Source organism: Phytopseudomonas punonensis (assembly GCF_900142655.1).
GTDB lineage: Bacteria > Pseudomonadota > Gammaproteobacteria > Pseudomonadales > Pseudomonadaceae > Aquipseudomonas > Aquipseudomonas punonensis.
This window is the reverse complement of the sequence record NZ_FRBQ01000003.1, coordinates 370,386-384,669: the sequence shown is the minus strand read 5'-3', so window position 1 is coordinate 384,669 and position 14,284 is coordinate 370,386. Positions and strand designations below refer to the sequence as shown.

Below are 14,284 nucleotides of genomic sequence, written 5' to 3'. Positions count from 1 at the left end.
TTAACGCTCCTTGGTCTTGGCGCGGGCCTGGTTTAGCAACACCAGCGCCGACGCGTAATCCAGATTGTCGACTGCCTGCCACATCTCGGCCACTTGAGAATCACCCGCCATCTCGCGAATGGCACTGGCTGCATGGGCAAAGGTTTCCAATGCAGCCATGTCGCGGTTGCGCAATTGTTCTTCAAGCACGGCAAGCGCCCGGTGCGCCTGGGCTTGATCGGTATCGTCCGCTGGCAACGAGGGTGCCATCTCGCGGAACTGGCGGGTGTGACCCTCCAGCTCGGTATAGGCAGCCAACAGCGCCTCGAGCGCAGGCTTCGTAACGGCATCGGCCGCCCCCTCACGCAGTAGCTGCTCTGCATTTCCCGCGCGAGTGGCGAGGTCCTTGGCACCCAGCAACGCCGCGGTTCCCCGTAGCTTGTGCAAGCGCGCCGCCAGCTCTTGGGGAGGCTGCGATAGGAGGCGGCGGTCAGCTAGCTCCACGAAGTCCGCGAAGAAACGCTTCAGCGAGGACTGGAACAGCGCCTGATCATCTCCCAGCCGATGTGCGACATCCTGGCCATCAATTCCCTCAATAATGGGCCAATCGTCCGGGCCTTTGTTTGGCGAAGACAGCGGCAGCACCGATAACGGACGCCCACGCTTGCGCTCGACGGCAAGGCGCAGGGCACGGATCAGGGCAGAAGGTTCCAGAGGCTTGGTCAGGAAATCATCCATGCCTGCCGCCTGGGCCTGCTGACGTTCCTCGGCCATGGCGCCGGCCGTCAAGGCGAGCACAGGCAGAAGAGTCAGCCCAAGATCGCTGCGTAGCCTGCGGGTTGCTTCATAGCCATCCATTTCGGGCATCTGCACATCCATCAGTACGGCATCGAAATGATCGGGCAGCCGCTCGAGACGCTCAAGGGCCTCACGACCATTGCCGCATGTCTGCACCTGGGCACCTTGCTGGGCAAGCAGCAAGCTGGCGACCTCGAGATTGATGGCGCTGTCGTCGACCAGCAGTACCTGCATGCCCTCCAGCCAGCGAGCGACAGAAGTATCGAACTCGCTGGCGTGATTGATCCGCGTGGTGTCGCCATCGCAATACGCCAGGCACTCGTTGGCGGCATTGAACAAACGCGCACCGTCCAAGGGACTGGGTACTACTCGCTGCCAAGGCTCTAAGGGTTCGCTTTGCATGGCGGATTGATGCGCGTGCTCAACCAGCAGTAGAGGCAGTCGCTCGCAGCCAGAACGCTGCAGCACCTGCCGCAATACCCGTGCCTGGCCGAGTGAGGCGAGTAAGACGTCTGGAAGGCGATGCTCCTGTGTACAAGGCCGCTCCAGCAGCGCCTGCAAATCGGTCGGACCAGCTACATCAGTCGTGCGCCAACCAAGACCTTTGGCAAGCCGAGTAAGCTTTTGAGCCTCATCGAGACCATCACCGAGCAGCCATACATCGAGCGCTTTATCTGATCGGGCGTGCTCGTCCGACTCATTCGTTATTTGCAAAGGCAAATCGACAGTGAACTCGCTACCGGCCCCCAACTGGCTGCGAACCCCGACTCGCCCGCCCATCTGCTCGGCAAGGCCGCGCACGACCGACAGACCCAGGCCGGTTCCGCCGAACCGCCTGGTAGTGGAGGCATCAGCCTGAGTGAAGGGTGAGAACAGTTGCTCGGCAACGTCCTCGGCGATACCGCAGCCGGTGTCAGCGACCCCGATGTGCAGCCAACAGGCTGCATCGGGCTGCTGATCACAGCCCAGAGTGACTTTCACACTGCCAGTGGTGGTGAACTTGAGCGCATTGCCGATCAGGTTCATGAGGATCTGGTTGATTCGTAGCGCATCACCAAGCAGTGAGCCTGGCAGTGGCCCGACCGTTTCGACGGTAAACTGCAGCCCCTTGAATTCGGCCTGAGGGGTGAAGAGCTGGACGAGGTCATCCATCACCTGGCCAGGGCTGAATGGCGCATTTTCCAGCTTCATCGCACCCGCTTCGATTTTCGCGATATCGAGAATGTCGTTGATGATGCCCAGCAGCGATCGCCCAGCGATCTGCAATTTTCCAAGCAGCATGCGCTGCTGGTCATCCAGCGGTGTGTTCTGCAGCAGATGGGCCACACCGATTACCGCATTCATCGGTGTGCGGATTTCGTGGCTCATATTGGCCAGAAACAGGCTCTTGGCGGCGTTGGCGGCTTCTGCCTGAGCTTTGGCTGCGTGCAGTTGCTCGCTGCTCTGCAGCCGCTCGGTTACGTCTTGAGCGATGCCCAGATAGCCGCTGAGCTCGCCCGACTCCATGCGGATTGGCGTCACGACCATCGACACGGGGACCTGTGAGCCGTCCTTGCGGACATAGGTCCACTGGCGTGTTTCAGCGCCTTCCTTATCAGGCTTGTATCGAAACACATCTACCCCTTCCAGGGAGTCGCCATATTCTGCCGTGAGCTCTTCTACGCGCGCCTCTATTTCGGACTGAAGATGGAAGTCGAGAACGCTCTTGCGGCCGATGGTTTCTTCCGCACTGTAGCCAAGCAACAGTTGCGCACCACGGTTGAAGACGATGATTTCGCCCTGCACATCGGTCGCGATGATCGACACTTCCGAGGATGCGTCCAGCACCGTTTGCAACAGCCCGGCCACCCGAGACAGTTCGGCCGTGCGCTCACTAACCTGCTGTTCCAGCTCGGCATTGAATTCCATCAGGTAGCGCTGCACGCGCTTGCTGTCGCTGATGTCGTGCATCATCTTGGCCGCGCCCAGGATTCGACCATCAGCCTCCCTGATGAAGCTGCAGGTGATGGTCACGTCGATCAACCGCCCGGACTTGTGCAAACGCTGGGTTTCCAGCGGCGCCCCGCGATCACCCCGACCAACGCGTTCGAGTAACTCTTCATCCTCGGCGAGCCGCGCTGCAGGTACCAGCAACGGCGCCAGCGGCCTGCCCAGTACCTCTGCCTCGTCATACCCGAACATCACCTCTGCGGCGCGGTTCCACGTAATGATGCGGCCATCGAGAGCTTCACCTATGATGGCATCGCTGGAGTTCTCCACGATCGTGGCCAGGCGCCCTTGCTCAGCAGCTACTTGCTGCTTGCGTTGGCGAGCGACCAGCAAGGTGCCGACCAGGCCGGTCAACAGAATGCTGGCCAGCAGGCCAATCAGAAAAAAGCGGCCCGGTGGCGTAGGGTCGACAGCTTCGACGAAAAGCGGGTGAGCGCTTACCTCGAGCCGCCAGAGACGGCCATAGACTTCGCGCTCAAGCGAGCGGGTATGCAACAACTCAGGCTCAGGGCCGTCTTCCAGAGTTTCGTAGATCAGCTGCTCGCCGGTGGAGGCGACATCGTAGAGCTTCAGATGCAGGCGGTGGTCAGGCAGGTTGAGGTTTCCCATCACCTCGCGCATGACCAAAGGAGCATAGGTCCAACCAATAACCATGGCTTCTCGCTGCGATTCCGGCGGTATTTCCGGCGTGCTGTAAACCGGCAGCAAAAACAGGAAAGAGCTGAGCTTTTGGCCCGAATCCTGAAGCAGAGTTATAGGACCTGAGAGAGTCGCTTGCCCTGTCCGCATCGAGCCAACTGCTGCAATGCGTCGGACAGTTTCCGAAGCAACATCCAGCCCTATTGCCTGTACATTGCGCTCAAGTGGGTCAATAAACTGAATGATGAAGCGCTCTCCATCATGCTTTTGGAACTGCTTAACGCTGAATTCAGGTTGTCCTTCAACCCGAATTTTTTTGACGTAGTCGGCTTCGTTTTCAGCCGCGACACGACGAATAAACCCAAAACCACGAGCCCCTGGGTACTCCTTATCCAAATTGCGACCTTGGCTATAGCGCCGCATGATGCTAGTGCTGACATTGTTCGCATCGAGCATATGCACCGCACCGCGCATACCGCGGAGCCGATATTCGTAAACGCGTAGCCTGGCGAACAAATCAATTTCGACCTCTCGACTTACATCCGCCAGCGCACGCTCCACATGTTTCTCAATTTCCTTGTCTTGCTCGCGCTCGACTAACCAACTGATCGTTACACCAAGCATCAGCACAAAGGCCATCCAGAAGGTGATGCGTGCCGGCGAGAAGACTTTCATGGGCTGGGGCTCTTGGCGTGTCGGGTAGTTTGACGATGATTGGGAGGCTTTGCCTACGCGGTTCTAGACTTTGAAGCGCGCCACCGTCCCCTGCAGATCGAGCGCCAGATCCGACAGCGCACGACTCGCCAGGCTGGCTTGCTCCGATCCCGCCGAGTTCTGCAAAGAGAGGTCGCGGATATTGACCAGGTTGCGGTCGACTTCCCGCGCCACATGGGTTTGCTCCTCGGTCGCACTGGCGATCACCAGATTGCGCTCGGTGATATTGGCAACCGACTCGATGATCTGCTCCAGAGCGGATCCAGCGCTCTGAGCCACATCCTGACTCTGTTTGGCGAGGCCATTGCAGGTCTCCATTGAGCTAACCGCTTTGGCTGTATCCATTTCGATATCGCCGATCATGGTCTCGATCTCACGCGTGGACTGCTCGGTTTTATGGGCAAGCGCGCGTACCTCGTCGGCCACCACCGCAAAGCCGCGGCCGGCCTCGCCTGCGCGAGCGGCCTCAATGGCCGCGTTGAGCGCCAGCAGGTTGGTCTGTTCGGCGATGCTGCGGATGACATCGAGCACCTTGCTGATGCCGTTTATCTTGCTGGCCAGCACGTCGACGTTCGACGATGTCGAGTCAACGTTTTCAGCCAACTGCGTAATAGTCGACAGCGTCAGATGAATACGCTCATCGCCGAACTTGGCGACGCGATCAGACTCCTGGGAACTCTTCGATGCACTCGCCGCGTTATGCGCAACCTCCTCGACCGCACTGCTCATCTGGGTAACGGCGGTAGCAGCCTGATCGATTTCAAGGCTCTGCTGGTGAAGATTGCGCGCAGAGCTTTCTGTAACCGTGGACAGTTGTTCTGCCGCCGAGGCCAATTGACTTGATGCCTGGGCAATCTGGCCAATGGTACCGTGCAAGCGTGCTTGCATACTCTGGAGCGCTTTGAGCAGCCGCGCGAGCTCGTCATTGCCTTCGGACTCGATGTGCACCGTCAGGTCGCCCTCAGCCACCGAGTCTGCGACCTGCACGGCATCGGCCAACGGCCGGACGATGCTACGGGTCAACATCGTCGCCAGTAAGACGGTAGCGATCGCGGCCAGCGCCATCGCCATCACGGTTCCGTGCTGTGCAACGCTGTAAGCGTCACTCGAGGCCCTGGCAGCAGCCGCAGCGCCGACGCGATTAAGCGCGATCAGCTCGTTCAGGGCGGCGATCATTTCGTCGGCTCGCTGGTTCAAGCCGGAATAGACGATGGACATTGCAGCTGAGCGGTCGCTTTCTGCAAGATCCCTGGTCAGTTGCTGCTGCAACTCGAGGTACGCCTGTTCGGCCATTTCGAAGCGCTGAAATTGCTGTTCCTCCTCTGCGGAGCTGACAAGCGCCCGGTAACCAGACTGGGCCTTTTGCAGTTCTTCGCGCAGCGCCTGTGCAGTAGCGAAGCCGCTTTGCAGTTGCTGCTGATCTTGGCTCAGCAGCAACCTTAGGGTGGCGGCACGAAGTCGCAAGATATCCTCCGAAACGTCACCCAATGCATTGAGGCTGGGTACCCAGTTCTGCTCGACCTCGCTGGATCGCTCATGCATGACCGACATCTGCATGAGCGCGAAACCACCCAGGATAAAGACCAGAAGCGCAATAACCGAAAAGCCCAGTGCAGCCCGTGGAGCGATGGAAATCGATCTTGAGTTCATCATCTAATACTCGTGGTAATGGGTGGTTCTGCTGGTACTACGGGTAAATCGGTATCGCGCTACGGATCACCGAGGCGCTGACGAATCGCTTCGATATCGGAGATCAGGGGATCCAGGATTGCGACAAGCTCAGGATCAAAATGCAAACCTGACTGCTCATGGATATGAGCGAGCGCCCGCTCGACTGGCCATGCGGACTTGTAGGGGCGCTCCATACGCAGCGCGTCATAGACGTCGCAGAGCGCCACGATGCGGGCACTCAGTGGTATCTGCTCGCCCTGCAGCCGATTGGGGTAGCCACTGCCATCCCATTTCTCGTGATGATTGAGCGCAATTTCCGCGGCCATCCGGGTGAGCGCCGAGGGATGATCATCATTGAGTATCGAAAACCCTATGAGTGGGTGCTCATTCATGATCAGCCGCTCCTGCTCGGTCAGAGCGCCCGGTTTGAGCAAGATGCTGTCGGGAATGCCGATCTTGCCCACGTCATGCATGGGGGCTGCCTGGCGAAGCAACTCGATCCAGGCCTCATCCATGCCAATTACGCTGGCGACAAGAGCGGAGGTTTCACCGATCCGGTTGATGTGATTGCCCGTCTCGTTGTCACGATAAGCTGCGGCTCGGGTGAGCGTACGGATTACCGCGCCATAACTCTCGTCGAGCTGCGCCGTACGTTCACGCACTCGGTCCTCAAGCCCGGCCTTGGCGCTCAACAAGGCTGTTCGCGCCTCGCTCAGCGCCAGGTTGCTGCCTACACGCAGGATGATTTCAGGCAGATCGACAGGTTTGTCGATGTAATCGTTGGCGCCCAGTTCCAGACCGGTACGGCGGTTCTCGGCATCCCCCAGTGCAGTGATGATCATGATCGGGCTGGCACTACGGTCCCGATCCGCAAGCTGACGAAGGATCTCGAAGCCGTTCGGCGCCGGCATGTCGATATCCAGCAACAGCAAATTCCAGGGATTCTTCTTCAGCCAGTCCAAGGCAACGGCCGAATCCGAAAAGCTGATGGTGTTGCGCAGGCCGAATGCCTTTAGGCTCGACTCCAGCAGACGTACATTGGCAACCACATCGTCAACGATTACGACACGACAATGGCTGAAGTTCTTAGAGAGCACCGCCTACCTCCTTGTTAGTCAGGGCATCGACCAGTTGCTGGAGCTCCAGCCCATCGATCGGTACCGACAGCAGCCCATTCGCGCCGAGGGCCACCATCTGCCTGACTTGATCCTCCTTGCAGAGTAGAACAACTGGCACACTCGAGAGCTGCGGCGTGCGGCGGATCTCGCTCAACAACTCGGCCGCATCCAGGCCGCTCAGATCGCCACTGATAAGCACCAAATCCGGGCGCTCGCGTAACAGTGCCTTGAGCAGATGCTGCCCGCGATCGAACTGCTCGACCGTGATGCCCTGCAATGCGCTGTGTACCGCCTCGATGTTGGTCTTGTCCTGATCGCCGAGATAGACACGTATCGCCCTGGCTCGCTCCGGCACGCTTTCGATGTAGAGAGGCAGCTCGATCCAGAACTGGCTGCCCACACCGACCTGACTGTGGAAGCCAAGTTCGCCGCCCATCAACCGAGCATAGTCCCTGCAGATGGATAGACCGATTCCAGTACCCGGTATCGAGGTCTTCTCCTGCCCAAGGCGCTGAAACGGCTCGAACAGGTGTTCGTGGTGCTGCGGCGCAATGCCCGGCCCTGTATCACTGACGGTCATCCGCACGGTGCTGTCGCGCAGGCTGCAGGCAAGGCTAACGGTGCCCTGACGGCTGTACTTGATGGCGTTGGATAGCAGGTTGAGCAACACCTGACGCAGGCGGCGCACATCGGCCCTCACGTGGAGTGCTTCAGCTGGCAGGTCCAGGTGCTGAGTCAAGCCATGGGCGGCCATATCCAGTGTCACAAGCTCGGCGCACTCATGCATCAATGCAGCAGCGTCGACCTTGCGCATATCGAGACGAAGCTGTTCACCTTCAGCTGTCGACCAGTCGAGAATGTCGCCCAGTACCTGATTAAGGTGGCGACTGGCGAGGAGTATCTCTTCCAGATAATCCTGGTCACCGTGCTCTGCCCGGGTACTTCCCTTCATGCGGATCAGCTGTGCAAAACCCTGTATCGCATTGAGTGGGGTTCGCAGCTCATGGCTCATGCTGGAGATGAAGCGCGATTTCGCCAGATTGCCCTGCTCAGCATCCTGGTTGGCACTGGCCAGGCGGGACGAGCTGCACTCAAGCTTTTCGCCCATCACCAGCACATTATCGATGATCCCCTGTAGCTCGACGATATTCGTGTCGGGCCGCGCCGGACGCCATTTACCAGCACCAATGTCCTGCAGCATCGAGTCGATGCCGAGGATCGGGGTATTCAGCTTGTCGCTTAGGATGCGGATTCGTCCCCACATCAGGGCGAAAAACACCAGATAGAACGCGACCAGACCAGCGATCAGCAGATACCCGATGGATCTGTACTGGCCGGCCAGTGTGTTGGTTTGCTGGAAGACCTGTTGTTCCTCGACAACGGTCAGAAGTTGCCAGTTCGTCGCTTTGATAGTGGCCCATGCCGCCAGGTGCTCGTGACCACTTAGCGATATGGACACCACCCCGCTCTCACGGTCAGCCATCGCTTTTGCTAACGGCCGGGTATCGGCTCGCTCGAGCAAGTTGAACGCATCGGGGATAAACAAAGGCTCATCCGACGATGTGGTATCTGTCCTGACGCCCTGTAATCCAAGGTCAGTCTTGCCGTCTTCGGAGAGCGCAATCACACCCATGTGCTTATCAACGATCAGGGTATAGCCGCCCCAAGGCATATCCAGGCTATTGAGATGTTCGAGCAGTTTATCGATGGTGATGTCCAGCCCTACCACGCCTTTGAGAAAATCTCGCAGGAAGACCGGTGCGATTGCCGACAATATCCAGCCCTGTCCGGCCGGATCGAGATAAACGTCAGTCCAAGTGGGTTGCCGCTGAGGATTGTGCGTTTCGGTCGCCAGATAATAGAAGTTGAAAGAAGGAATCACCGTGCCTGGAGGGAACTGGTGCAACGTATCGATCCACGGGTAACTACGGCTGTAGCTATCCCAGCTGTTGAAGTAGATGCTCGATACCAGATCGTTATTGCGAACGGTTTCGCGCATGAACGGATCCAGCTGCGCCAGACCGGCGACCTTGCGCAAATCCTGCTTCGCCAGTGGCGTGGCACTGGAGTAGAACGAGGCAGAACCACCGTCGTCGTACTCGCTGTAGCGAACGCCATTAGCGCTTTCGCCAAGTTTGGCAGGAGGTAACGCCTGAGTGGAGCGCAACGCATCTTGCGCGAGGGAGGCATAGGTATCTGCCAGCTTGGCGATGTGACTGAGCTCGCCTTGTAGGATTTGCGTTTCTTGAGCGGAGGATGCCTTGAGGTTATCGAGTACCACTGATCGCAAGTTGGCAATCTGAGCATCGCGGATCGAGGCGTTGGTGTGCAAATAAGCCGCAATAAGCAGCGTTTCCACCAATAGGAGTGGGATCAATGCCGTTTGAACGAAAAGGCTCCATATCCAGCGGCGGATACTCACCTTTGCCCCACTTTTCATGGCACACGCTCCGCCTAGCTGCAGCCGAACAGACGTAATGCCAATATAGTGGCACTTCCGATATTTTCTCACACCTAGCGAATAGTAGTAGGCCTGACTCAAATCAATAGAAGGTAGCGACATGCACGTTGCTGCAAGGGGCTTCCTTGTGGATCGCTATTCCGAGCACTAGGAATCGGCTGATTCGGGCTAACGGCCCTGTGGTCTGGTGAGCCATTAGTGAGCGGGTGTGTCAGGCGCAGGCAAGCGAAACGGCGTGCTGCCGCTGCGCTGGCGAGGTTTCAAGGCCATGCAAAAAGGCACCTGCGAGAGGTGCCTTTTTCGAGTCGGCTGGCTTACTTGTTGCCGGTCAGCGCGGAGTAGCTGGTCATCAGGTTGCGGTAGTCCGGGATGTGGTCCGAGCAGATCTTCGCCAGGCCTTCCACATCGTTACGCCAGTCGCGGTGCAGCTCGCAGGCCACGGCGAACCAGTTCATCAGTTGGGCGCCGGCGGCGGTCATGCGCTGCCAGGCAGAGTCACGGCTGATCTGGTTGAAGGTGCCCGAAGCATCAGTGACCACGAACACATCGAAGCCTTCTTCGATGGCCGCCAATGCCGGGAACGCCACGCACACTTCAGTTACTACGCCGGCGATGATCAGTTGCTTCTTGCCGGTGGCCTTGATGGCTTTGACGAAATCTTCGTTGTCCCAGGCATTGATCTGGCCAGGGCGAGCGATGTACGGCGCGTCCGGGAACATCTCTTTCAGCTCGGGCACCAGCGGGCCGTTGGGGCCGGTTTCGAAGCTGGTGGTGAGGATGGTCGGCAAGTCGAAGAATTTGGCGATATCGGCCAGGGCCAGCACGTTGTTCTTGAACTTGTCCGGGTCGATGTCACGTACCAGCGACAGCAGACCGGCCTGGTGATCGACCAGCAGAACGGCGGCGTTGTCTTTGTCCAGGCGGTTGTAGGCGATGGAGTTGGTCATGGTGCGATCCTCTTTCTTGGGTGGTTGCCGATTCATTCGGCTGATTCGTTTGGGTGGCTTGCAGTTGTCGCTGCATGTGGGAAAGATTAAATTCGACACCCATCTCGCACCAGACGGCAAAAATCGCCTCTAGCGTTCCATTTACAGAACGGTAAACCCATGGAAGATTTGAACACGCTCTACTACTTCACCCAGGTGGTGGAACATGGCGGCTTCGCCCCGGCCGGTCGTGCGCTGGACATTCCCAAGTCCAAACTCAGCCGGCGCATCGCCCTGCTCGAAGAGCGTCTGGGTGTGCGCCTGCTGCAGCGCACCAGTCGGCATTGCTCGCTGACTGAGATTGGCCAGGAGTACTACCAGCGCTGCGTGGCCATGCGCGTGGAGGCCGAAGGCGCTGCCGAGGTGATCGAGCGCAACCGCAGCGAACCGCGCGGCCTAGTGCGCCTGGCCTGCCCGACCACCCTGCTCAATTCCTGGGTCGGGCCGATGCTGACCCGCTTCATGCTGCGTTACCCGGCGGTGGAGCTATTCATCGAGAGCACCAACAGGCGCGTCGACGTGCTCCACGAAGGCTTCGACATCGCCCTGCGTGTGCGCTTCCCGCCGCTGGAAAATACCGACATGGTGATGAAGGTGCTGGGCAACAGCCGCCAGTGCCTGGTCGGCCGCCCGGACTTTCTCAAGCAATTGCCAAAAGGTTTTCAGCCCGCTGACCTGAGCGCGCTGCCGAGCCTGCATTGGGGTGGCTCGCAGCGTGAGTACCAGTGGGAACTGTTCGGCCCGGGCGACGGCAAGCTGCTCATCCCCCACCGCCCGCGCATGGTCACCGACGACCTCATCGCCCTGCGCCACGGCACGCTGGCCGGCGTCGGCATCGCCCACGTACCACGGGTGGCGGTGCGCGAGGATCTCGACGCCGGCGCCCTGGTGGAAATGCTGCCGGGCTGGGAACCCAAATGCGGCATCGTCCACGCCATCTTCCCGTCACGCCGTGGCCTGCTGCCGTCGGTGCGCACGCTCATCGACTTTCTGGCGGAGGAGTTTGGGCAGAGCGATATGGCGTAAGTCAGTAGCCATGGCTTGCTCTGCTAAAGGGTGGACAAGTCGAGTGGCAACAAGGCGCGCCATCCCGATCCACCCTTCGCTACCGCTCTCTTAAACGCCTGGGTGAAGCTGCGCAGCCGCGAGGCCGAACACCGCCGCCAGCGCGATCAGCAGAACCAGATTGAGGAGTATCCGCCGCCCCTTGGAAAAGCCGAAAAATTCCTTGGCGACAATTCCTGCAAACACCATCGCCACCGCCACAAACGCTGGCATGGACACCAACCAGTCGGCGACTCGGCTGTTCATCAGCAACGCACTGTCCGGGTAAAGCCCCTGACTGATGGCCATGTAACCGGGCCTTGCCTCGACAAGCCCCCAGTACGCCGCCACGGTAATCAGCTGAAGCACAAGCAGGATCAGGTTGCAGAAGGTCTTCAGGCGGGGGAAGCGCCCCACGTCACGGCTGTGCACAGAGTGCCCTCCCGTTCTGGGTCTTGCCCATCATGTCCTTGATCACGCCACGAATCTTGGTGTCAGCCAGTTGCCCACCTTTGGACTCGACCTTGATGCGGCTGAGCGAGAACGTGGACTCGTTGTTCGCATCGAAGATGGTGAAATTCACGTCGATGGTACCGCTGAATGCCAGCGTGCCCTTCAATTCCACCTCGCCCAACTTGCCGACTAGCGAAGAGCGGCTGCACAACCAGACGTGCTTGGTGGTATCGATCTTCATCCACGCCGTTTCAATATGCCCGGCGATCAACGTGCCGCTGTTGCCACCTATTTCGAGACCGGAGGCAATGCCAAAAGTCTGCGGCTGGTCGCTGCTGGAACGTCTTAGCTGGATATAAACGCCACTGAACAGGCTGAAACCAATACTGGTCTTGGGCAGTGCTGCGCCAATACCGCTGGCCAGTATTTTCATTTCCATCACATGCTCCTTATGTGTACGCAGGTCGGTGACGATGTTGCTGAACAAGCATGACGAAGCAACACGCAATCCACCGTGAATGACCACGCACAAAAGAAATAAATCCCTGGTGCGCCGCTCAATCCACGATCACATTCGTAGAGCCGTGGATGACCATGCTGCGCCTGATACGATTCGCCCATGAACCACCTCACCTGCATTCAGACTCTGCTCAGCACTGACGAACATCGCTGGCGAATACTGCAGCACCTGCGCGACCTGCACCTTCCGGATGGCTGGGTGGCCGCGGGCTTCCTACGCAGTGCTGTCTGGGATCGCCTGCACGAGCGGACGCATTCACCCTTGCCGCCTGACATCGATGTGATCTGGTTCGATACGGACAGGGCGTCGCAAGAGCAAGACAGTCAGCTCGAAGCCCAATTGCAGCGCGTCGACAACACGCTGAACTGGTCGGTGAAAAACCAGGCACGCATGCACCTGCGCAATGGTGATCGACCTTATGAATCAGCGACGGATGCAATGACGTACTGGCCCGAGACCGCAACGGCAGTCGCGGTGCGCCTCAATGCCAACGACGAACTGCAGATTGCCGCGCCATTTGGCCTGGAAGACCTGTTCGACCTCGTGGTACGGCCAGCCGGAAAGTTTCGAGACGAGAAAAGGCATCTGTTTCTGGAGCGCCTGCAAAGCAAACAGTGGCTAGCCAGATGGCCTGATCTGACCGTGATCGACTAAACCAGCCTTACCAGGCAAGCCGCTTGGGTCGAGCGCAGCGTTACCGAGGGCAAGGTCGACGCGCCTGCCCATGGGCCTGGCCGTAGGGTGGACAACGCTTTTATTGTCCACCGTTCCAGCACCGCGATGTTGGCTGGGTTAAGCGTCAGTCCCCTAGCCGGGGTCATGTGACGGCTAGCGACAGCGACCAAGCGCAGCGACCAGTTCAGCTTCCACATCGCCTTCGCGGGCGTCTTTCTGAAACACCGCGCAGGTCGCCGTGCCGGCATCCGTAGTGCAGCGGTACACCGCAATCACGCTGCCCGGCCCTACCCCGGTATGACCGCTGAGAACCAGGCCACCCTCGACGGCGCCCTGCATCAAGCCCAGGGCATAACCCGCTACCAGCCACGGGCGCCCTGCAAGGGGGCCACCCAATATGCGGCGCTTCTGCATCTCGACCAGCAGCGTTTCCGGTAGCAAGCCTGTGCCCAACAGCCGGTCCAGCAGTAACGCTGCATCGGACACACGGCCAACCAACAGGCCGTGATAAACCCAGCCGGGGTGATAAGCGGCGGCACTGCCCATATCGACGCCGCGCAAATCCGCCGGCGTCTTGGCCAGGCGAACAGCGGGCACACCAAGAGGCTGCAATACCCGCTGCTCGATGGCCCGCTCCAGCGTGGTGCCGGTGAGTGTCTCGATCAGCCGAGCGATATACAGATAGCCGACATTGGAATAACCCCAACCGACTCCAGGCTGATAACGCAGACGCGTCGCGTCGAGGCGCTCAAGCATTTCGTTGGCTGACCACGGCTCATCGCCACGGGCAACGGCGGCGTGGTAGTCGGCCAGTTCGCCATAATCGGCCAGACCCGATTCATGCCTGAGCAGTTGCCGCAAGGTGAAGGGGTCAGCGGGCAAGACCTCGTCCAACGCCAGCAGCCCATCACGCACCAGAGTCAGCGCCGTGGCGGCGAGCACGGTCTTACCAAAGCTCCACCATGGCACGATCTGCTCCGACCGGGCCGTAGCGAGAAGCTGGCTATTGATAACCAGTGAATTGGAAAGTGCTGACATCACCTGTCTCCGTGGGTTGGCGAAGCGTCCTGAGCGAAGCGGCGCAAGGTGCAGCAGTTAGTTTTATCGGCCTGTAAACTGGCAGGAAGTAGGAAAAAGCGGACAGTGCGTAGCGTTTATTTTGTAGGAGGGGCTTTTTAGGGCGCAAAGAGCTCGGGGCTAAAGCCCCTCCTACGGATTATGCAAGCGGCTGCTCTCG

General features: G+C 59.1%; 10 protein-coding genes. 2 read left to right on the top strand and 8 right to left on the bottom strand.

The window, feature by feature from the left end; translation table 11 throughout:
• From BUC40_RS11780 to ycaC, 5 genes are all read right to left on the bottom strand, one after another.
• Positions 1-4,080, bottom strand: a complete 4,080-nt coding sequence (locus tag BUC40_RS11780) for a CHASE domain-containing hybrid sensor histidine kinase/response regulator (protein ID WP_244160637.1) — start codon at positions 4,078-4,080, stop codon at positions 1-3.
• A gap of 63 nt (positions 4,081-4,143) precedes the next feature.
• Complete coding sequence (locus BUC40_RS11775) at positions 4,144-5,769, bottom strand: methyl-accepting chemotaxis protein (RefSeq protein WP_073266235.1); 1,626 nt, start codon at positions 5,767-5,769, stop codon at positions 4,144-4,146.
• 59 nt (positions 5,770-5,828) lie between these two features.
• Entirely contained in the window at positions 5,829-6,887 is a 1,059-nt protein-coding gene (locus BUC40_RS11770) for an HD domain-containing phosphohydrolase (protein WP_073265823.1), read from the bottom strand.
• A complete protein-coding gene (locus tag BUC40_RS11765; RefSeq protein WP_073265821.1) occupies positions 6,877-9,348 on the bottom strand; it encodes a sensor histidine kinase in 2,472 nt (823 codons plus the stop codon). The genes BUC40_RS11770 and BUC40_RS11765 overlap by 11 nt, the downstream gene beginning before the upstream one ends.
• A 335-nt stretch (positions 9,349-9,683) precedes the next feature.
• Entirely contained in the window at positions 9,684-10,316 is a 633-nt protein-coding gene (ycaC, locus tag BUC40_RS11760; protein ID WP_073266233.1) for an isochorismate family cysteine hydrolase YcaC, read from the bottom strand.
• 159 nt (positions 10,317-10,475) lie between these two features.
• Here ycaC and BUC40_RS11755 point away from each other — a divergent pair, with 159 nt between their 5' ends.
• Positions 10,476-11,381 carry a LysR substrate-binding domain-containing protein gene (locus BUC40_RS11755; RefSeq protein WP_073265819.1) on the top strand — a complete coding sequence of 302 codons (906 nt, stop codon included), beginning with the start codon at positions 10,476-10,478 and terminating at the stop codon, positions 11,379-11,381.
• A 90-nt stretch (positions 11,382-11,471) separates the two neighbouring features.
• Here the strand turns inward: BUC40_RS11755 and BUC40_RS11750 are convergent, their stop codons facing one another.
• Both BUC40_RS11750 and BUC40_RS11745 read right to left on the bottom strand, forming a co-directional pair.
• Positions 11,472-11,831 (bottom strand): hypothetical protein, encoded by a 360-nt coding sequence (locus BUC40_RS11750; protein ID WP_073265818.1) that lies wholly within the window; start codon positions 11,829-11,831, stop codon positions 11,472-11,474.
• Entirely contained in the window at positions 11,818-12,291 is a 474-nt protein-coding gene (locus tag BUC40_RS11745; RefSeq protein WP_073265816.1) for a hypothetical protein, read from the bottom strand. Before BUC40_RS11745 ends, BUC40_RS11750 begins: the two co-directional genes overlap by 14 nt.
• A 180-nt stretch (positions 12,292-12,471) precedes the next feature.
• On the opposite strand from BUC40_RS11745, the gene BUC40_RS11740 reads away from it, so the two are divergent.
• Positions 12,472-13,026, top strand: coding sequence for a nucleotidyltransferase family protein (locus BUC40_RS11740; protein ID WP_073265814.1), 555 nt, complete (start codon positions 12,472-12,474; stop codon positions 13,024-13,026).
• 174 nt (positions 13,027-13,200) lie between these two features.
• On the opposite strand, the gene BUC40_RS11735 is transcribed toward BUC40_RS11740, so the two are convergent.
• On the bottom strand, positions 13,201-14,085 hold the full coding sequence (locus BUC40_RS11735; RefSeq protein ID WP_073265812.1) for a serine hydrolase domain-containing protein: 885 nt from the start codon (positions 14,083-14,085) through the stop codon (positions 13,201-13,203).
• Between the last annotated feature and the right edge of the window lie 199 nt (positions 14,086-14,284).